At 73.3% G+C, this 17,823-nt stretch carries 17 protein-coding genes; 7 read left to right on the forward strand and 10 right to left on the reverse strand.

The genetic code is table 11. The annotated features are described in order from the left end of the window. Window positions 1-105: 105 nt before the first annotated feature. From KC207_RS05505 to KC207_RS05540, 8 genes are all read right to left on the reverse strand, one after another. Window positions 106-2,004 (reverse strand): glycoside hydrolase family 3 protein, encoded by a 1,899-nt coding sequence (locus KC207_RS05505; RefSeq protein ID WP_211601918.1) that lies wholly within the window; start codon window positions 2,002-2,004, stop codon window positions 106-108. Further along, complete coding sequence (locus tag KC207_RS05510) at window positions 2,001-3,632, reverse strand: glucoamylase family protein (RefSeq protein ID WP_211601919.1); 1,632 nt, start codon at window positions 3,630-3,632, stop codon at window positions 2,001-2,003. Before KC207_RS05510 ends, KC207_RS05505 begins: the two co-directional genes overlap by 4 nt. Before the next feature lie 91 nt (window positions 3,633-3,723). Next, window positions 3,724-4,548, reverse strand: a complete 825-nt coding sequence (locus KC207_RS05515) for a carbohydrate ABC transporter permease (RefSeq protein ID WP_211601920.1) — start codon at window positions 4,546-4,548, stop codon at window positions 3,724-3,726. A gap of 1 nt (window position 4,549) precedes the next feature. Further along, window positions 4,550-5,500, reverse strand: coding sequence for a carbohydrate ABC transporter permease (locus KC207_RS05520; RefSeq protein ID WP_211601921.1), 951 nt, complete (start codon window positions 5,498-5,500; stop codon window positions 4,550-4,552). A gap of 1 nt (window position 5,501) precedes the next feature. Then, a complete protein-coding gene (locus KC207_RS05525) occupies window positions 5,502-6,782 on the reverse strand; it encodes a sugar ABC transporter substrate-binding protein (protein ID WP_211601922.1) in 1,281 nt (426 codons plus the stop codon). Between the two features lie 88 nt (window positions 6,783-6,870). Then, window positions 6,871-7,908, reverse strand: a complete 1,038-nt coding sequence (locus tag KC207_RS05530; protein WP_211601923.1) for a LacI family DNA-binding transcriptional regulator — start codon at window positions 7,906-7,908, stop codon at window positions 6,871-6,873. 246 nt (window positions 7,909-8,154) lie between these two features. Beyond that, complete coding sequence (locus KC207_RS05535; RefSeq protein ID WP_211601924.1) at window positions 8,155-9,033, reverse strand: alpha/beta fold hydrolase; 879 nt, start codon at window positions 9,031-9,033, stop codon at window positions 8,155-8,157. Then, a complete protein-coding gene (locus KC207_RS05540) occupies window positions 9,030-9,560 on the reverse strand; it encodes a pyridoxamine 5'-phosphate oxidase family protein (protein ID WP_211601925.1) in 531 nt (176 codons plus the stop codon). Before KC207_RS05540 ends, KC207_RS05535 begins: the two co-directional genes overlap by 4 nt. Window positions 9,561-9,683: 123 nt before the next feature. Here KC207_RS05540 and KC207_RS05545 point away from each other — a divergent pair, with 123 nt between their 5' ends. The 7 genes from KC207_RS05545 (at window position 9,684) to arcA (ending at window position 16,020) form a co-directional block, all read left to right on the forward strand. Beyond that, on the forward strand, window positions 9,684-10,169 hold the full coding sequence (locus KC207_RS05545) for a winged helix-turn-helix transcriptional regulator (RefSeq protein WP_211601926.1): 486 nt from the start codon (window positions 9,684-9,686) through the stop codon (window positions 10,167-10,169). Window positions 10,170-10,226: 57 nt separating this feature from the next. Continuing rightward, complete coding sequence (locus tag KC207_RS05550) at window positions 10,227-11,528, forward strand: nicotinate phosphoribosyltransferase (RefSeq protein ID WP_302466990.1); 1,302 nt, start codon at window positions 10,227-10,229, stop codon at window positions 11,526-11,528. Then, complete coding sequence (locus tag KC207_RS05555) at window positions 11,525-12,100, forward strand: isochorismatase family protein (protein ID WP_211601927.1); 576 nt, start codon at window positions 11,525-11,527, stop codon at window positions 12,098-12,100. Before KC207_RS05550 ends, KC207_RS05555 begins: the two co-directional genes overlap by 4 nt. Next, window positions 12,100-12,816, forward strand: a complete 717-nt coding sequence (locus KC207_RS05560) for an NUDIX hydrolase (protein ID WP_211601928.1) — start codon at window positions 12,100-12,102, stop codon at window positions 12,814-12,816. Before KC207_RS05555 ends, KC207_RS05560 begins: the two co-directional genes overlap by 1 nt. A gap of 48 nt (window positions 12,817-12,864) precedes the next feature. Next, window positions 12,865-13,338 (forward strand): SRPBCC family protein, encoded by a 474-nt coding sequence (locus KC207_RS05565; protein WP_211601929.1) that lies wholly within the window; start codon window positions 12,865-12,867, stop codon window positions 13,336-13,338. A gap of 81 nt (window positions 13,339-13,419) precedes the next feature. Further along, entirely contained in the window at window positions 13,420-14,724 is a 1,305-nt protein-coding gene (locus KC207_RS05570; RefSeq protein ID WP_211601930.1) for a YibE/F family protein, read from the forward strand. Between the two features lie 42 nt (window positions 14,725-14,766). Beyond that, window positions 14,767-16,020, forward strand: a complete 1,254-nt coding sequence (gene arcA / locus KC207_RS05575; RefSeq protein WP_211601931.1) for an arginine deiminase — start codon at window positions 14,767-14,769, stop codon at window positions 16,018-16,020. A gap of 21 nt (window positions 16,021-16,041) precedes the next feature. Here the strand turns inward: arcA and KC207_RS05580 are convergent, their stop codons facing one another. Next, the gene (locus tag KC207_RS05580) at window positions 16,042-16,194 is read right to left on the reverse strand and encodes a methionine/alanine import family NSS transporter small subunit (protein WP_211601932.1); all 153 of its coding nucleotides are present in this window, start codon (window positions 16,192-16,194) and stop codon (window positions 16,042-16,044) included. Beyond that, entirely contained in the window at window positions 16,191-17,738 is a 1,548-nt protein-coding gene (locus KC207_RS05585; RefSeq protein ID WP_211601933.1) for a sodium-dependent transporter, read from the reverse strand. The genes KC207_RS05580 and KC207_RS05585 overlap by 4 nt, the downstream gene beginning before the upstream one ends. Window positions 17,739-17,823: the final 85 nt, after the last annotated feature.

Below are 17,823 nucleotides of genomic sequence, written 5' to 3' on the forward strand. Positions count from 1 at the left end.
GGGGCCCCCCCCGCCGGGGGGGGGGGGGGGGGGGGGGGGGGGGGGGGGGGGGGGGGGCCCCCCCCCCCGGCCCCCCGCCCCCCCCCCCACGCCTCGGGTGGACGCTCAGTCCACGTGGCTCAGTGCGAGTCCGTGCCCGCACGGGAACAGGGCGTCCTCCCCGAAGCCCGGCACGTCCTCCGGGTGCCGGCGCACCGCCTCCATCGAGGACGGCACGTCGAAGGGCAGCCGCCCGACCGGCGGGATCGCCCCGGTCAGCGCGTCGAGCCAGGCCGCGTCACTGCTCCCGTAGGTCGCGGTGACGGCCGTGCACACCGGCACGAGCGGCGTGAGCACCGCCGGCCGGTCGAGGGAGACGTCGAGGACCACCGGGCACTGCGCGGCGATCCGCTGCATCCGGGTGACGAACCCCGGCGGGAAGTCGAGCGACCCCTGCCGGAACCATGCCTCGAGGAACAGGTCGTCCCGCGGCTCGAAGGGCGCCGAGGTGCGCACGAGGGCGAGATCGGCCTCCTCCGGGGTGGCGACGGAGACGAGCCCCGCGGCCGAGAGCTGCTCGGCGCCGACGCCCTCGGCGTAGACCCGCGCCCCGGGACGCAGCGGCAGGACCGGCCCGACCCCCGCGCCGTCGCCGACGGCCTCGTTCTGCAGGACGGTGACCGAGCGGGCCTGGGCCTCGTACCCGGCGCGGCGGAACTCGTCCTTGCCGAGGGTGGCCATCGCGGCGGCCTCGTCGACGAACGGGTCGTCGAACAGCCCGAGCCGGAACTTCACGAGGAGCAGCCGGCGGGCCGACTCGTCGATGCGGGCCTCGGTGACCCGCCCGGAGCGGACGAGATCGAGGAGCAGGTCGACGCACTCCTCGCCGCCGAACTGGTCGGCGCCGGCGTGCAGGATGAGCTCCATCCGGCCGGCCGGGTCGAGGTGCTCGACGCCCCACGCCCGGGCCGGCAGGACCTGGTCCCCGACGTGGTTGTCGTTGACGAGCTCCCAGTCGGTGAGGACGACGCCGTCGAAGCCGAGCTGCTCACGGAGCAGGTCGGTGACGATCCGGCGGTTGTAGCCGAACCCGACCTCCTCGACGGCCTCGCCGTCGATCTCGAGCCCGACGGGCATCCCGTAGTACGGCATGATCGCCGCGGTCCCGGCCTCGATGGCGCGGGGGAACGGGGCGAGGTGGTCCTCGAACCGGCCTCCGCCGTAGACCTGCTCGCGGCCGTACGGGAAGTGCGCGTCCTCGCCGTCCTTCTGCGGGCCGCCGCCGGGGAAGTGCTTCGTCACGCACGAGACGCTGTCCGCGCCGAGCCCGGCCGAGACCTGGAAGCCCTCGAGGTAGGCGACGCCGAGGTCGCCCGCGAGGCCCGGGTTCTGGCCGAACGTCCCCGCCTGCCGGGCCCAGCGGGGCTCGGTCGCGAGGTCGAGGGTCGGGTGCAGTGCCGCCCGGATGCCGACGGCCCGGTACTCCTGGCGGGCGATGTCGGCGAACCGGCGGACGGCGTCGACGTCCCGCAGCGCCGCGAGCCCGAGGGGCTCGGGCCACTGCGAGAACGACCCGGCGGCGAAGGACACCCCGGCGTTCTCGATGAACGCGTGCCGGGGGTCGGTGCTCACCGTGACGGGGATCCCGTGCGGGCTGCGCTCGGCGAGCCGCTGGAGCGCGTTGCTCCAGCTCGCGGCCTGCCGGGCGTCGCGCAGGGCGTGCACGTTGAAGTGCGTGAGGTGCTTGCCGAGGACGACGTCGCTCGTCGGGGACTTGCTGATCTTCCCCGGCTCCTCGAGGACGTCGCCGTCCTCACCCGCCTCGATGACGGTGTGGAACATCAGCCCGACCTTCTCCTCGAGGGAGAGCCGGCCGAGCAGGTCCTCGGTGCGCTCCTCCGGGGACAGGCGCGGGTCCTCGTAGGGGTCCATGACCCCGTTGCCGTTGAGGTCGCGCCAGGCCGGGGTGTCGGCGGTCGCGGGATGGGCGGTGGCGGGGGCACCGCCGACGGTGGTGGCCGTCATGCGAGACCCGCCCCGAACTCCTCCATGCCGATGACCGGACGGAGCGCCTTCTCGACGGCCTTCGTCGAGAACGCCCGACGGACGACGTCGTTGCCGAGGACGTTGCCGACGGCACCCATGATCATCGCCTGGTCGAGCGAGAGGAAGCGCTCGGCGACGGTGCCGGAGCCGACCGCGACGGCGTCGTGGAAGCCGCCCGACCCGTACGCCCCGAGCTCGGTCTCGATCTTCGCGAGGTTGGTGAAGGCCTCCTGCGGCTCGTGCATCATCGCGAGGAACGCGGCGTGCGGGGTGACGACGCCGTCGCCGTACTCGGGGTTCGGGTTCGTGCCCTCGCGGCAGTCGCCGAAGCCCGGGTCGTAGTTCGTCATCTCGCGGTCGGAGAAGTAGCCGTCGGGGTTGAGGCCCAGGGCGTCGACGCCGTACTCGCGGTAGTTGTCGAACGGGTCGGAGGCGGGGGAGAAGCCCCAGTAGCCGTAGCCGGCCTCGATCAGACCGTGCTCGCGCTGGGCCCGCACGTGCAGGGGGTGGTTGCGGCCCCAGGACCGCGGTGCCCACGTCTCCTCGGGGACGAACACGTCGGGCATGAGCTCCTCGAACATCGAGCCGCCCCAGCCGGGCACGATCCGCATCCCGCGGTAGGTGTAGGCGCCCTCGTAGACGTCGACCCCGAGGTAGGTCCGGGTCTCGCCGACGGGCTGCATCTCGTGCCAGGACCAGTCGCAGGACTCCGGGAAGGTGCGCCACGCGGCGAACCAGTGCTTCCCCGGCACCTGGCCGGTGAGGATGCCGAGGTAGCTCGTGATCCGGGTCTCGGACACGGCGGTGTCGTAGTGGTGCGTCGTGAGCCAGACGGGGTCGCCGCCGATGTGGGTGCCCTGGTACGTCCCGCCGGGGCGGCCGTCCTCGGACGGGTAGAACCCGCCGTGCATGAGGCCGCCGGGGCGCACCGTGGGGTGGTCCGGGTCGTCGCCGGGGTTGTAGAAGACGTCCCAGCGCATCCGGCCGAAGAGCTCGTCGGCCATCTTCCGGGCCCCCGGGACGGCCTCGCGCACGACCATGAGCGCCGCGCCGAGCCAACCGCTGTCGACGCTGGAGACGAACGGGACGACCCGCTCACCGGTGGTCGGCCACTCGCGCAGCACGTCCCCGGAGGCCTCGTCGTACCAGTTGTAGTACATGCCCGACGGCTCGTGGTGCTCCATCCGCAGCAGGGTCGTGAGGGTCCGGCGGACCCGGCGCGTCATCTCCCCGGGCGTGATGATGCCGAGCTCGCGGGCGACGACGGCGCTCCACAGGTACCCGCCGATGTTCGTCGGCGAGGTGTAGCCGCTGCGCTCCGAGGCGCCGAGCGAGGCGGGGATGTTGTCGGCGATCAGCCCCGTCTCCTCGTCGGTCATCGCGACGAGCGAGTCCCACGTGTCGCTCGCCCAGCGGCGGACGGTGGCGGGGTCCCAGTCGGTCGCCGCACCGCGCAGGAACGCGGGGGCGGCCGAGGGGGTGCGGGCGGCCGCGGGGGCAGCGGCCGCAGCGCCGGTGGCGACGGTCCCGAGGGCCGCGACACCACCGAGGAGGAGCTGGCGTCGGGAGGCGGAGGTCGGGACGTGGAGGGTCGGTCGGGGGGTCATGGTCGGTTCTCCTTGGGTGGGGGGTCCGTGCCGAGAGGGGCCCGCGGCGGGCGGGGTGTCACGTGGGGGCGGGACGTCACGTGGGGTGGCGTCACTTGATGCCGGTCGTCGCGATGCCCTCGATGAACCGTCGCTGGAAGATCATGAAGACGACGAGGACGGGAAGGACGACGACCGTGGCGCCGGCGAGCAGCAGCCCGTACTGGGTGCTGTTCTGCCCGGTGCTGTAGAGCGCGAGCGCGACGGGCAGGGTGTAGCTCTGCTCGGTCTGCGCCACGACGAGCGGCCAGAGGAAGTTGTTCCAGCTGCCGAGGAACGTGAGGATCCCGAGCGTCGCGAGCGCGGGCCCGCACAGCGGCAGGATGATGCGCCAGTAGATGCGCAGCTCGCCCGCACCGTCGACCCGGCCCGCGTCGACGAGGTCCCGCGGCAGCCCGAGGATGAACTGGCGCATGAGGAAGACCCCGAACGGGCTCACGAGGAACGGCAGGAACAGCCCCGGCAGGGTGTCGACGAGCCCGGCGTTCGCGACGAGCACGAAGAGCGGGACGAAGGTGACGACGCCGGGGATCATGAGGGTCGTCATGACGACGACGAACAGCGCCCGCTTGCCGCGGAAGTCGAGCATCGCCAGGGCGTACCCGAGCATCGAGCAGAAGACGAGGTTGCCCGCCGTGACGGCGGTCGCGACGACGATGGAGTTGGTGAAGTAGCCACCGAAGTCGAGCCGCGCGAACAGCTGGGTGTAGTTGTCGAGCGTCGCGGTCTCCGGCCACCACGTGGGCGGGGACTGCCGCAGCTCGCCGGTGGTCTTGAACGAGCCGAGGACCATCCACACGAACGGGGCGATGACCGCGACGAGCGCGACGGCGAGGACGCCGTAGAGCCAGTACTGCTGCTTCCTGCTGCCCAGCATGTCAGTCGTTCTCCCTCAGCAGTCGGAACTGGATGGCGGTGACGACGGCGACGATGACGAAGATGATGTAGCTGAGCGACGCGGCGAACCCGTAGTTGCCGAAGCCGAACTGGTTGTACGTGTACATCGACATCGAGATCGTCGAGTTCAGCGGGCCGCCGGACGTCATGACGTACGGCTCCTCGAAGAACTGCAGGTAGCCGATGCCGGTCGTCACCGAGACGAAGAGGATCGTCGGGCGCATCATCGGCAGGGTGATGTGGCGGAACCGCTGCCACGCCGACGCCCCGTCGATGGCGGCCGCCTCGTGGAGGTGCCACGGCACGGACTGCAGGCCGGCGAGGAAGATGATCATGCCGGTGCCGAAGTTGCGCCAGGTCGCCATCATGATGAGCGACGGCATCGACCAGTTCGGGTCGCCGAGCCAGTTCGGGCCGTCGATGCCCACCCACGCGAGCGCGGTATTGATGAGCCCGTAGTCGGTCTCGAGGAGGAAGCGCCACACGACGGCGACCGCCACGATCGAGGTGATGACCGGGGTGTAGAAGCCGAGGCGGAACACGCCGCGCAGCTTCGAGATCCCGCGGTTGAGCGCGACCGCCGCGGCGAGCGCCACGGTGAGCGTGAGCGGGACCCCGACGAGCACGAAGTAGGCCGTGTTCGCCATCGCCTGCCGGAAGACCGGGTCGGCGAAGGCCCGCGTGTAGTTCTCGAGCCCGATGACGTTGACGTTGAACGGGGTGCGCAGGTCCCGCGAGCGGGTGTCCGTGAAGCTCATGAAGAGCGACTGGACGACGGGCCACAGCGTGAAGACGAGGAAGAGCAGGCAGAACGGGAGGGCGAGGATCCACGCGGCCCGCCCCTCCGCCCGGGCGGCGGCGCGCGTGCGCTTGCCGCCGCCCGGGGCGGTGGTCTCGCCGGGGGGTGCCGGCGGGGCGGTCGTCGCGGTCATGTCACTGACCGGTGCCGATGCTGTCGGCCTGCTGCTGGACGGTCTTCAGCGCCTCCGCGGGGTCGGCGCCGGTCTTGGTGACCTTCTCCAGCTCGGTGTCGAGCGAGGCGACGACCTGCTCCCACGTCGGGTACGACGGCGGGGCCTTGGCGGTCTCGAGCTGCTCGCCGAAGACGGAGAGCTTCTCGTCCGAGGCGAGGGCGTCGGTGTCCCAGGCGGACTGGACCGAGGGAAGGTCGGTCGACATGTCGTACCAGGTCGCCTGGACCTCGGGGTCGGCGAGGAACTCGACGAACTTCCACGCGGTGTCGCGCTCCTGCGAGCTCTTGAAGACGACGAAGTCGGAGCCGCCGACGAAGGAGGACGAGCCGGCGCTGCCCTCGGGGATCTTCGCGACGGAGTACTTGTCCTCGAAGCCCTCGCCGCCGACCTCCTCGACCGCGGACATCATCCACGGGCCGGAGATGAACATCGGGACGTCGCCGCTCACGAAGTCGGGCTCGGTCGTCGGCTGCGCCGGGGCGCTCTTGTTCGCGATGCCCTCGTCGAAGAAGGACTGGTAGTACTCGACGGCCTCGAGCATCTCCGGGGTGTCGAAGGTGTAGCCCTCGCCGTCGGTGAGCTCGGCGCCCTCGCCCCAGGCGAACGGCATGACCGTCTGCCAGGACCCGGTGCCGCCGGCCTGGAGGCCGATGCCGTACTCGGCGCCCGCCTCGGTCTGCATCGCCTTGGCCATCTCCTTCAGGCCCTCCCACGTCGTGGGAGCCTCGTCGAAGCCGGCCTGCTCGGCGAGGTCGGTGCGGTAGTAGAGGAGACGCGTCTCGACGTACCACGGGATGCCGTACGAGGTGCCGTCGACCTCGGTCGTGCCCTGGGCGCCCTCGAAGAAGCCGTCCACCTCGAGGTTCTCGGGCAGCGGGTCGAGCGCGTCGAGGCCGGCGAACTCGCCCATCCACGTCGTGCCGACCATCGCGGCGTCGGGGAGGCTGTTCGCGGTGATCGCGGTCGTGAACTTGTCGTGCGCGGCGTCCCACGGGATCGCGGTGACGTTGACCTTCGCGCCCGGGTTCTCCTCCTCGAACTGCGCGGCGAGGTCGGGCAGCTTCTCGCCCTCGGCGCCCATCGCCCACACGGTGATGGTGCCGTCGGCGGCGCCCTCGGCGACGTCGGTCCCGGTCTGCGGCTCGCCGCCGGCACCGTCGGTCTCGGCCCGCCCGCACGCGCTCAGCGTGAGGGCGGCGGAGGCCACGAGGACCAGGGCGGTCGTCGTCGGTCGTCTCATTGTCGTGCTCTCTTTCTCTTCTGGGTGAGGGGAGCGGTGGGGGTGTCGGGGGATGCCGTGGGGCGGCGTCCGGGTCGTGGGGTCGAGGTCAGGGACGGGTGCGTCGGGCGTCGCCGGGGCACCCGCACGAGCCGCGCAGCACGACCCGGGTCGCGAGCGCGTCCTGGGGTGCGGGGTCGACCCCGGTGATGCGCTCGTGGAGCCGGCGGGCGACGAGGGCGCCGAGCTCGCGCACCGGCTGGCGGACCGTCGTCAGGCCCGGCCGGACGTAGCGGGCGGTCATGATGTCGTCCCACCCGGTGACCGAGACCTCGCCCGGCACGTCGAGGCCGGCGTCGACGAGCCGGTCGAGGACGGCGAGGGCGGTCTCGTCGTTGGCGCACACGACGGCGTCCGGCCGGGCGTGCCGGGCGAGCAGCAGCTCGGCGGCGGCGACGCCGTCGGACTCGCGCAGCCCGACGCGCAGTGGCTCGGGCACCGCGACGTCGTGCGCCTCGAGGGCGGCGACGAAGCCGTCGTGCCGCTGGCGGACGTCGGGGGCGATGTCCGGGTCACCGACGAACACCGGCGCGGTCCGGCCGTGCGTGCCGAGCAGGTGGGACGTCAGCTCCGTGCTGCTCGTGACGTTCTCGGCCGAGAGCCGGTCGACGCCCGGGGTCTCCGCGCCGGCGACGACGAGCAGCGGCTTCTGCCGGGCGGTGCGGCGCAGGGCCTCGTCGTCGACGATGCCGCCGAGGACGGCGAGGCCGTCGACGCCGGCGGCGAGCCTCTGGAAGCGGGTGGCGTCGAGCCCACGGCCGCGGTCGGCGAGGGAGAGCACGACGCTCAGGCCGAGGTCGGCGGCGGCCTCCTCGAAGCCCATGAGCAGCTCGGAGAAGTAGGGACCGTCGAGCTCGGGCAGGACGAGGCCGAGCGCCTCGTGCTGGCGCACGGCGAGGCTGCGGGCCGAGGCCGAGGGGGTGTAGTCGAGGCGGTCGACGGCGGCGAGCACCTTGTCGCGGGTGCGCTGGGAGACGACCTGGGAGCCGGCGAGGACGCGGGAGACCGTGGCGATCGAGACGCCGGCGGCGTCGGCGACCGAGTAGATCGTCGTGCCCGCCGGGCCGGGGGACGCATGTGCCGCCATCCCGCGCCACCTCCTTGTAAGCGCTTACAACTTTGTAAGGGCTTACATTGCCACGGCGCGCGGGCGGTGACAACCCCCGTCGTCGGATCGCGGTCCTCTGTCGAGGGTCGGGCCGCGGCGGCCCGCCGGCTCGCCCTGGCCGGGAACGATCGCGCCCCGGTGCATCCGGTGGTGCGAGTATCCCTGTGCCGGAGTGGGTTCGGGAACGATGTCGGTGTCACGGCGGCCCGGTTCGCCGGGTCCGCGTCAAGGGGCGGTGTGGTCGACGACCGCTCTCAGGATCTTCTCCAGATGAGGATCGCGCGGGTGCTCGTGTCCGCCCCCTGTGAGCTCGAGCAGACGTGCGCCGGGGATCTCGGCGGCGAGGGCCCGGCCGTGCTCGAGCGGGAAGAGCGGGTCGGTCGTGCCGTGGACGACGAGGGTCGGCACCGTGACGTCGGCGAGCCGGAACGCGTCCCCGTCCTCCTCGCCGCCGACGACGAGGAAGTGGTTGGAGGCAGCGGCCGGGTCCTCGGTCCTCCGCACGACGTGGCGGGCCTCGTCCCGCGCGGCGTCCTCGTCGAACCCGACGGCGCCGGCGAAGGGGCGCTCGCCCTCGACGAGGGCGGCCACGACGGCTTCGGGGTCGCCCGGGTCGGGCGCGGGTGCCGGGTCCGAGAACGTCGCGGCGACCGCCGGGGTCGGGCCGGGCAGCGGGGTGTCGTCGCGGCGGCGGCCCGCCGGGGAGGTCGAGACGAGGGTGGCGCTGAGCACCCGCTCGGGGTGTCGGGCCGCGATCTCCTGGACGATGCCCCCGCCCATCGAGACGCCGACGAGGTGGGCGCGCTCGACACCGAGGTGGTCCAGGATGCGCAGCGGGTCCCGCTGCAGGTCGCGAGCGGTGTAGTCCGGCGACCCGGGGGCGCCCGTCGACGAGCGGCCGGTGTCCCGGTGGTCGTAGCGGACGACGAAGCGACGCGCAGCGGCCAGTCCGAGGACGAAGCGGTCGTCCCACGCCGTCATCGGCGAGGCGGCCCCGGCGATGAGGAGGGCGACGGGGTCGTCCGGGTCGCCGGCGGTCTGGACGCAGAGCCGGACGTCCCCGAGGTCGACGACCTCCTCGGGCCCCAGGGCGGGCGCACTCATCGGGTGCCCCCCTCGGGGGCCGGCGGCTCGTGGCGGGTCTGGTGGAAGGTCTCCCCGCGGCCGAAGGAGAGGACCTTGTCCGGGGCGACGCGGTGCACGAGCGCGGGGCCGTGCCCGTCGGTGAAGGCCCCGTCCTCGACCTCGAACCGCCACCGGCCGTCCCATCGTCCGCGCCAGGCCTCGGCCAGCCGGTCGAGGGTGGCGGGGTCGGTGACGCGCTCGGCGCGGCCCTCGACGACGACGTCGGCGCCGTCGTCCCAGGACGCGCTCCCGGTGCCGACGAGGACGAGCATCCGCGCGTCGTGGGCGAGGTTCCGACGCTTCTGCTCGTCGGCCCCGGTGCAGAAGTGGAGGGCTCCGTCGAACCAGACGGTGACGAGCGGGGTGAGGTGCGGACGTCCGTCGGTGCGGACCGTCCCGATCCACGCGATCTGGGCGGCGGCGAGCCGCTCGGTCACCTCCACCCAGGTGTCGCCCGTGGCCCCCGGGTCGCTGAAGCGTCCGTCGACGCGGCTCGTCGTGGTCATCGTCGTCCCTTCGGCCCCCGACCGGTCGCCGGGTGGTTGCGGTCTGCAACTGGATCGACGGTAGACCTACCGGTGGTAGATTGCAACCAGTCAGGCGCGTTCGAGGGAGCGAGAGGTGTACGGATGCGGGACGACGGTCCGCGGTCCGGGTGTGCGATCAACGCGGCGGTCGAGGCCTTCGGCGACCGGTGGACGCTCGTCGTCCTGCGCGACATCGTGTTCGGCGACCGACGCCACTTCCGCGACCTCCTCGCGGGGTCGCAGGAGGGCATCGCCTCGAACATCCTCGCCGACCGGCTCAAGCGGCTCGTCGCGTCGGGTCTGCTGACGAAGGACGACGCCGGCCCCGGTCGGCGCAGCGAGTACCGGCTCACCGCGGACGCCATCGACCTCGTCCCCACGCTCGCGGTGCTCGGGGAGTGGGGCTACCGGCACCGGCCGACGACCCCGGGGCTGCGAGCCCGCGCCGAGGTGCTCGCCGAGGGTGGGCCGCCGATGTGGGAGCGGTTCATGGCCGAGCTCCGGTCCGAGCACCTCGGCGGCCTTGCGCCCGCGGAACGGCCGACGGTCCGTGAGCTGCTCGCGCGGGCCCACGCCGCCGCCGACTGACGGCCTGGCGGGTCGCCGACTGTTATAGTCACAGTGACTCTTTGACGAGGAGGTGGCGTGGACCTCTCACCCGGGATGCTCACCGACCGCTACGAGCTGACGATGCTCGCCGCGTTCGTCCGCGACGGCCGCGCCGACCACCCGGCCGTCTTCGAGACCTTCGCCCGCCGACTGCCCGAGGGGCGCCGGTACGGCGTCGTCGCCGGGCTCGGCCGGCTGCTCCCGCTGCTCGCGGACGTCCGCTTCGACGCCGACGAGGTCGCGTGGCTCCTCGACGCCGGGGTCGTCGACGAGCCGACCGCCGACTACCTGCGCTCCTTCCGGTTCACGGGGGACGTCGACGCCTACCCCGAGGGCGACCTCTACTTCCCCGGCAGCCCCGTGCTCACCGTCCGCGGCACGCTCGCCGAGAGCGTCGTGCTCGAGACGCTCGTCCTCAGCGTCCTCAACCACGACTCGGCCGTCGCGAGCGCGGCCGCGCGGATGAGCACCGCCGCCGCGGGGCGTCCGCTCGTGGAGATGGGCAGCCGACGCACCCACGAGGGGGCCGCGATCGCCTCCGCCCGCGCCGCCTACCTCGCCGGCTTCGCCTCGACGAGCAACCTGGCGGCGGGCCTGCGGCACGGCGTCCCGACGACGGGGACCGCGGCGCACGCCTTCGTCCTGGCCCACGCGAGCGAGGCCGCGGCGTTCGCGAGCCAGGTCGCGTCGCAGGGGGTCGGGACGACGCTGCTCGTCGACACCTACGACACCGAGCAGGGCATCCGCACCGCCGTCGAGGTCGCCGGCCCGGGCCTCGGGGCGATCCGCATCGACTCGGGCGACCTCGCGGACACGGCCGCGATGGCCCGCCGGGTCCTGGACTCCCTCGGGGCGCGCGACACCCGGATCGTCGCGACGAGCGACCTCGACGAGTACGTCATCACCGCCCTCGCCGACGCCCCCATCGACGGCTACGGCGTGGGGACCCGGCTCGTCACGGGGTCAGGTCATCCGACGGCGAGCATGGTCTACAAGCTCGTGGCGGTCGGCGACCGGCCCGGGGGTCCGCTGCGCCCGGTCGCCAAGAGGAGCCACGACAAGATCTCCGTCGGCGGGGCCAAGCGGGCGTACCGGGCGTACGAGGACGGGGTGGTCGTCCGCGAGTGGTACCGGGTGGGCGACGGGCCCGACCCCGAGCCGGACGCCGTCCCGGTGCAGGTCCCCGTCGTGCGGGCCGGCCGGGTCGTCCACGAACCCTCGCTCGAGGACGTCCGCGAGCACTGCCGGGCCGCCGTCGCGTCCCTGCCCGAACCCGTCCGCGTCGTCTCCGGCGGCGCGCCGTACCTGACCGTCACCGAAGGAAGGTGGGACCGATGAGCACGGCCCTGATCGTCGTCGACGTGCAGAACGACTTCGTCGAGGGCGGATCCCTCGGCGTCGAGGGGGGTGCCGCCGTGGCGCGCGGGATCAGCGACCACGTGGCGCGGCACGGGCCCTCGTACGCGGCCGTCGTCGCGTCGCGGGACTGGCACGAGCCGCACTCCGACAACGGGGGGCACTTCGCGCCCGCGGGTGAGGAGCCGGACTTCCGGGCGACGTGGCCGGTGCACTGCGTCTCGACGGGCGCGGGCTCCGACTACGCGCCCGACCTCGACCTGACCGGCGTGACCCACCACGTCCGCAAGGGGGTCGGGGAGCCCGCCTACAGCGCCTTCGAGGGCGAGACCGACGACGGTCGGCGCCTCGTGGACGTCCTGCGCGCGCTCGGGGTCGAGCGGGTCGACGTCACCGGTATCGCCACCGACCACTGCGTCCGGGCCACCGTCCTCGACGCCCGCCGCGAGGGGTTCGCCGTCCGGCTCCTGCCCGGGCTGCACGCGGGGGTGGCGCCGGACACGACGGCCGCCGCGCTCGAGGAGATGCGCGCCGCCGGGGCGGAGGTCTCCTGATGCCCGAGGGGTCCGCCGTCGCCCTCACCGTCGACCTCGCCGTCTTCACCATCCGCGAGGGCGTCTTCTCCGTCCTGCTCGTCGAGCGCGGGGTCGAGCCCTTCGAGGGGGCGTGGGCCCTGCCGGGGGGTTTCGTCGAGCCGTCCGAGGACGCCGAGAGCGCGGCGTGGCGCGAGCTCCTCGAGGAGACCGGGGTCGACCGCTTCGAGGGGCACCTCGAGCAGCTGCGGACCTACTCGGCGCCGGACCGGGACCCCCGGGCCCGGGTGGTCTCCGTCGCCCACGTCGCCTTCGCGCCCGACCTGCCGGAGCCGTCGGCGGGCTCCGACGCCGCCGGGGCGCGGTGGTGGGCCGTCGACGACCTCCTCGACGGCGGGCCGGACGCCCCGGCCCTCGCCTTCGACCACGCGCAGATCCTGCGGGACGCCCGCGAGCGCATCCGCGCCAAGCTCGAGTACACGACCCTGGCCCGCGAGTTCGTCGCCGAGCCCTTCACCCTCCCGGAGCTGCGGAGGGTCTACACCGCGGTCTGGGGGGTGCCTCCGGACCTCGGCAACTTCCGGCGCAAGGTGCTCGGGACCGATGGGTTCGTCGTGCCGACGCAGGACCGGGGGGCCGGCGGGTCGGCCGGCCGGCCCGCCCTGCTCTACCGGCGGGGGACCGCCCGCGACCTCCAGCCGCCGATGCTGCGCACGAGCACCCCCCGGGAGGAGTGACCGCGCGGCTCCTGGACCGCCCGGCGGCCGTGGGCGACACTGTCGCGCATGGCCTCGTCCTACGCCGTGCGCCGCGAGACGATCGTGCTCGCCCCCGCCGACCGCGTCCACGCCCTCGTCGTCGACTTCCGCTCCTGGCGGCGCTGGTCCCCGTGGGACGACCTCGACCCGGACATGGACCGCACCTACTCCGGTGCCGACGCGGGGGTCGGGGCCCGCTACGCGTGGTCCGGCAACCGCAAGGCGGGCCGCGGGCACATGGAGATCACCGACGCGACCGCCCAGCGGGTCGACATCGCGCTCGCCTTCGAGAAGCCGTTCCCGTCGACCTCGACGGTGACCTCCGACCTGACGCCCGAGGGGGACGAGACGCACGTCGAGTGGACGACCTCCGGCGACATGACGCTCGGCATGAAGGTGTTCTCGCTCGTCAAGCCGATGGAGGAGCTCCTCGGCCCGGACATGGAGAAGGGGCTGGTCCGGCTCAAGGCCGCCGCCGAGGCCGACGCCCGGACGACCTGACCCCTCGCCCCACCCCGGGGTGCCTGCGCGGATCGACCCGCCCCGCCGGGGACACTGTCCGGCATGGGTCACCACCATCCGATGCCCGACACCGCGGCCCACGGCGGCGAGCCGGCGACCCCGCTGGCCCCGACCCCGCTCGTGACCCGGGTCGTCGTCGTCGCGTGCGTGCTGCTCACCGCGGCCGTGAGCATCCTCGGTCTCGTCGCCCTCTGGCCGAGCGGCGAGCGTCCGCAGACCCAGTCCTTCGACTACGCCGTGCCCGGGGCGACGTTCCCGAAGGCCGAGGTCGTCTCGCTCACCGAGGCCTGCCCGGCCGTCGTCCCGGACGCGGTCGACGACGCCCCGGTCGGCTCGCCCGACTGCGGGCAGCTGACCGCCCGGCTCGACGACGGCACCGAGCAGACCGTCCGGGTCCCCCCGGAGGTGTCACTGTCCGGTCTCGCGGCCGGTGACACCGTGACGCTGCTCCGCCTGCCCGACGAGGCGCTCGGGCAGGCGGTCGAGCAGGGCGCGACCCTCGACGGGGCGTACTCGTTCGCCGGCGTCGACCGGCCGGTCCCGCTCGTCACCCTCGCGGTGGTCTTCGTCGTCCTCGTGCTGCTCGTCGCGCGGTGGCGGGGCCTCGCCGCGCTCGTCAGCCTCGGCGTCGCCGGTGTCGTCCTCCTCGGGTTCGTCGCACCGGCCCTGCTCCGGGGCTCGGACCCGGTCGCCGTCGGGCTCACGGCCTCCGGGGTGACGATGCTCCTCGTCCTCTACCTCACCCACGGGCTGAGCCTGCGGACGTCGACGGCGCTGCTCGGGACGGTCGTCGGGCTGGCGCTCACGGCGGTCGCGGGCGTCGCCGGGTCCGACGCCGCCCGGCTCACCGGGGTCGGGGACGAGAGCAGCGGGCTGCTCCAGGCGCTCGCTAGCGACGTGCGGCTGCACGACCTCGTGGCCTGCGGCGTCCTCATCGCGGCGTTCGGGGTCCTCAACGACGTGACGATCAGCCAGACCTCCGCCGTCTGGGAGCTGCGCGCCGCCGATCCCGCCCGCAGTCGCCGGGACCTCTTCGCCTCGGGCATGCGGATCGGGCGGGACCACCTCGCGTCGACGGTCTACACGATCGTCTTCGCCTACGCCGGGGCCGCGCTGCCGATCCTCCTGCTCATCTCGCTGTCCGGCCAGGGCGTCGGCCAGCTGTTCCTGTCCGAGGACATCACCGCCGAGGTCGTGCGCACCCTCGCGAGCGCCATCGGGCTCGTCCTCGCGATCCCCGCGACGACCGCCATCGCCGTCGTCGTCGCCCCGCCGCCGGTGGCGGCTGCCGGCCGCCGACCGACCGACGACCCGCCCGGCTACCCTGCAGGAACTGCTGCGACCACGACGAGTACCGCAGGGTAGGACGCCGGACCGCCGGCGGCACCACGACGTCGAAAGGCCCCCATGAGCACGATCCAGCCCGCGACCCACGGGGTCCACTCCGAGGTCGGCCGACTGCGGCGGGTGCTCGTCTGCCGGCCGGGCCTGGCCCACCGCCGGCTCACGCCGAGCAACGCCGACGAGCTGCTCTTCGACGACGTGATGTGGGTCGAGCAGGCCCAGCGGGACCACGCGGACTTCGTCGGCAAGCTCGAGGCGCGCGGGGTCGAGGTCGTCGAGCTGCACGACCTGCTCGCCGAGACCCTCGCCGTCCCCGGCGCGAAGGACTGGGTGCTCGACCGGAAGATCACGGCCAACCAGGTCGGCCTCGGCCTCGTCGACCGCACCCGGGCCTTCCTCGAGACGCTCTCGCCCGCCGCCCTCGCGGAGTTCCTCATCGGCGGGCTGGCCATCGCCGACCTCCCCGAGGACTACCGCACCCCGTTCGTGATGCTCGCCCGTGAGCAGACCGGCGCCCGCGAGTACCTCATGCCGCCGCTGCCGAACACCCTGTACACCCGCGACACGACGTGCTGGGTCTACGGCGGGCTCACCCTCAACCCGCTCTACTGGCCGGCGCGCGAGAACGAGACGCTGCTCTACAAGGCGATCTACACCTTCCACCCCGAGTACGCGCCGTCGACGATCTGGTGGGGCGACCCGGAGGCGTCGTGGGGCGACGCGACGGTCGAGGGCGGGGACGTCATGCCCGTCGGCAACGGCGTCGTCCTCATGGGGATGAGCGAACGCACCTCCCGGCAGGGGATCACCCAGGTCGCGGCGTCGCTCTTCGCCCAGGGCGCGGCGGAGAAGGTCATCGTCGCGGGGATGCCGCAGCTGCGCGCCGCGATGCACCTCGACACCGTCTTCACCTTCGCCGACCGGGACGTCGTGACGCTCTACCCGACGATCATGGACGGGGTCCACAGCTTCGTCCTCCACCCCTCGGACGACGACACCGGCGTCGAGGTCGAGGACCGCGGCGAGGGGACCTTCACGAAGGTCGTCGGCGACGCGCTCGGGGTCGGGGACCTGCGGGTCATCGAGACCGGCGGGGACGTCTACGCCTCCGAGCGCCAGCAGTGGGACAGCGGCAACAACGCCGTCGCGCTCGAGCCGGGCGTCGTCTTCACGTACGACCGGAACACGACGACGAACGCGCTGCTGCGCCAGGCCGGGGTGGAGGTCGTCGAGATCGTCGGCTCCGAGCTGGGCCGCGGTCGCGGCGGCGGGCACTGCATGACGTGCCCCCTGGTGCGCGACGCCGTCGACTACTGACCGACCCGCACCGTGGCCCGGTCAGAGGTCGCGGTGCTGCCAGTCCGGGTCCCCGTCGGTGCCGCCTGCCCCGCCGGTGTCGCCCCGGCGGGTCAGGTTCCACACCGCGAGCCCCAGCCCGCCCCACAGGACGAGCATCGCGACGATCATCATGACGACCGCTCCACCGCTCATCGGGTCACCTCCGTCGTCTTGTCGTCGGGTTCGGGGATCGTGAGCGGGGTGTCCTTGCGCCAGCGGACGAACGAGGCGAGGACGCCCAGGACGATGACCGCGCCCGCGACGCCCCAGCCGAAGAGGCCGAGCATCCAGCCCGGGTAGCCCTCGTACGGCGTCGTGAGGTCGGTGACGAGCTCCTGGACGAGGACGACGGTGAGTGCCGCCGGGGTGACCGCGGCGACGAGCCACACCCACCAGCGACCGACCCGGACCGAGCCGGTGCGGTTGAGGTGGGCTGCGAGCGGCGTGAGCGCCCGCGACACCCAGGCGAGGACGAGCATGCTCGCGATGGCCGCGAGGAGGATGCCGTACTGGTTGACGAACCGGTCGACGATGTCGAGGACGTAGACCCCGCTCGTCGTGCTGAAGAAGACGAGGCTGACGAGCGCCGAGGGCACGACGACGGCGACCGTGGCGCCGACCCGGGTCATCTCGAACTTGTCGCGCACCGCGGAGACGACGACCTCGATGACGCTGACGAGCGAGGTGATCCCCGCGAAGACGAGCGAGCCGAAGAAGAGGACGCCGAGCAGCGCGCCGAGCGGCGCCTCGCCGATGATCGCCGGGAACGCGACGAACGCGAGGCCGAGCCCGCTGGAGGCGACCTCGTCGACGGCGACACCGTTCGCCTGGGCCATGAACCCGAGGGCGGCGAAGACGCCGATGCCCGCGAGCAGCTCGAAGCCGGAGTTGGAGAACCCGACGACGAGGCCCGAGCCGGTCATGTCCTCGCGGCGGCCGACGTACGAGCTGTACGTGATCATGATGCCGAAGCCGACCGACAGCGAGAAGAAGATCTGGCCGAACGCCGCCGCCCACACCGACGTCTGCGCCAGGGCCGACCAGTTCGGGCTGAACAGCGCATCGAGCCCGGCGCCGGCACCCGGCAGGAGCAGGGCCTGGACGACGAGCGCGAGGAAGGCGAGGACGAGGACGGGGATGAAGACGACCGCGGTCGTGCCGATCCCCTTCTGCACACCGAGCGCCATGATCCCGAGGACGACGAGCCAGACGACGGCGAGCGGCACGAGGACGCCCGGCACGACGTCGAGGCTCACCCCGGGGTCGCCGGCCTGGAGGAAGGACCCGAAGAGGAAGCCCTCGGGGTCCTCCCCCCAGGCCGTCGTCAGCGAGAAGCCGGTGTAGCGGACGGCCCAGGCGATGACCGCCGCGTAGTACACGGCGATGGCGAAGCAGATGCCCACCTGCCACCAGCCGATCCACTCCGTCCGACGGTCGGTCCGCGCGAAGGACAGCGGTGCCGAACCGCGGGCGCGGTGTCCGAGCGCGTAGTCGAGGAGGAGGAAGGGGATCCCGGCCGTGAGCAGCGCGACGAGGTACGGCAGGAGGAACGCACCGCCGCCGTTCTCGTAGGCGACGTACGGGAAGCGCCAGATGTTGCCGAGCCCGACCGCCGACCCGATGGCCGCGAGGATGAAGACGCGGCGCGAGGTGAACGCGCCGCGCCGGCCGGCGTCGGTCGTCGTCGTGTCCGTCACGGGGAGGGTCCTTCCTGGTCGGGCGGGTGCGGACCCAGCGAACCACGTCCGACCGACACGAGGGGCCGCCGGGGCGGGGGGGGGG

This window comes from Phycicoccus avicenniae, assembly GCF_018139485.1.
GTDB lineage: Bacteria > Actinomycetota > Actinomycetes > Actinomycetales > Dermatophilaceae > Phycicoccus > Phycicoccus avicenniae.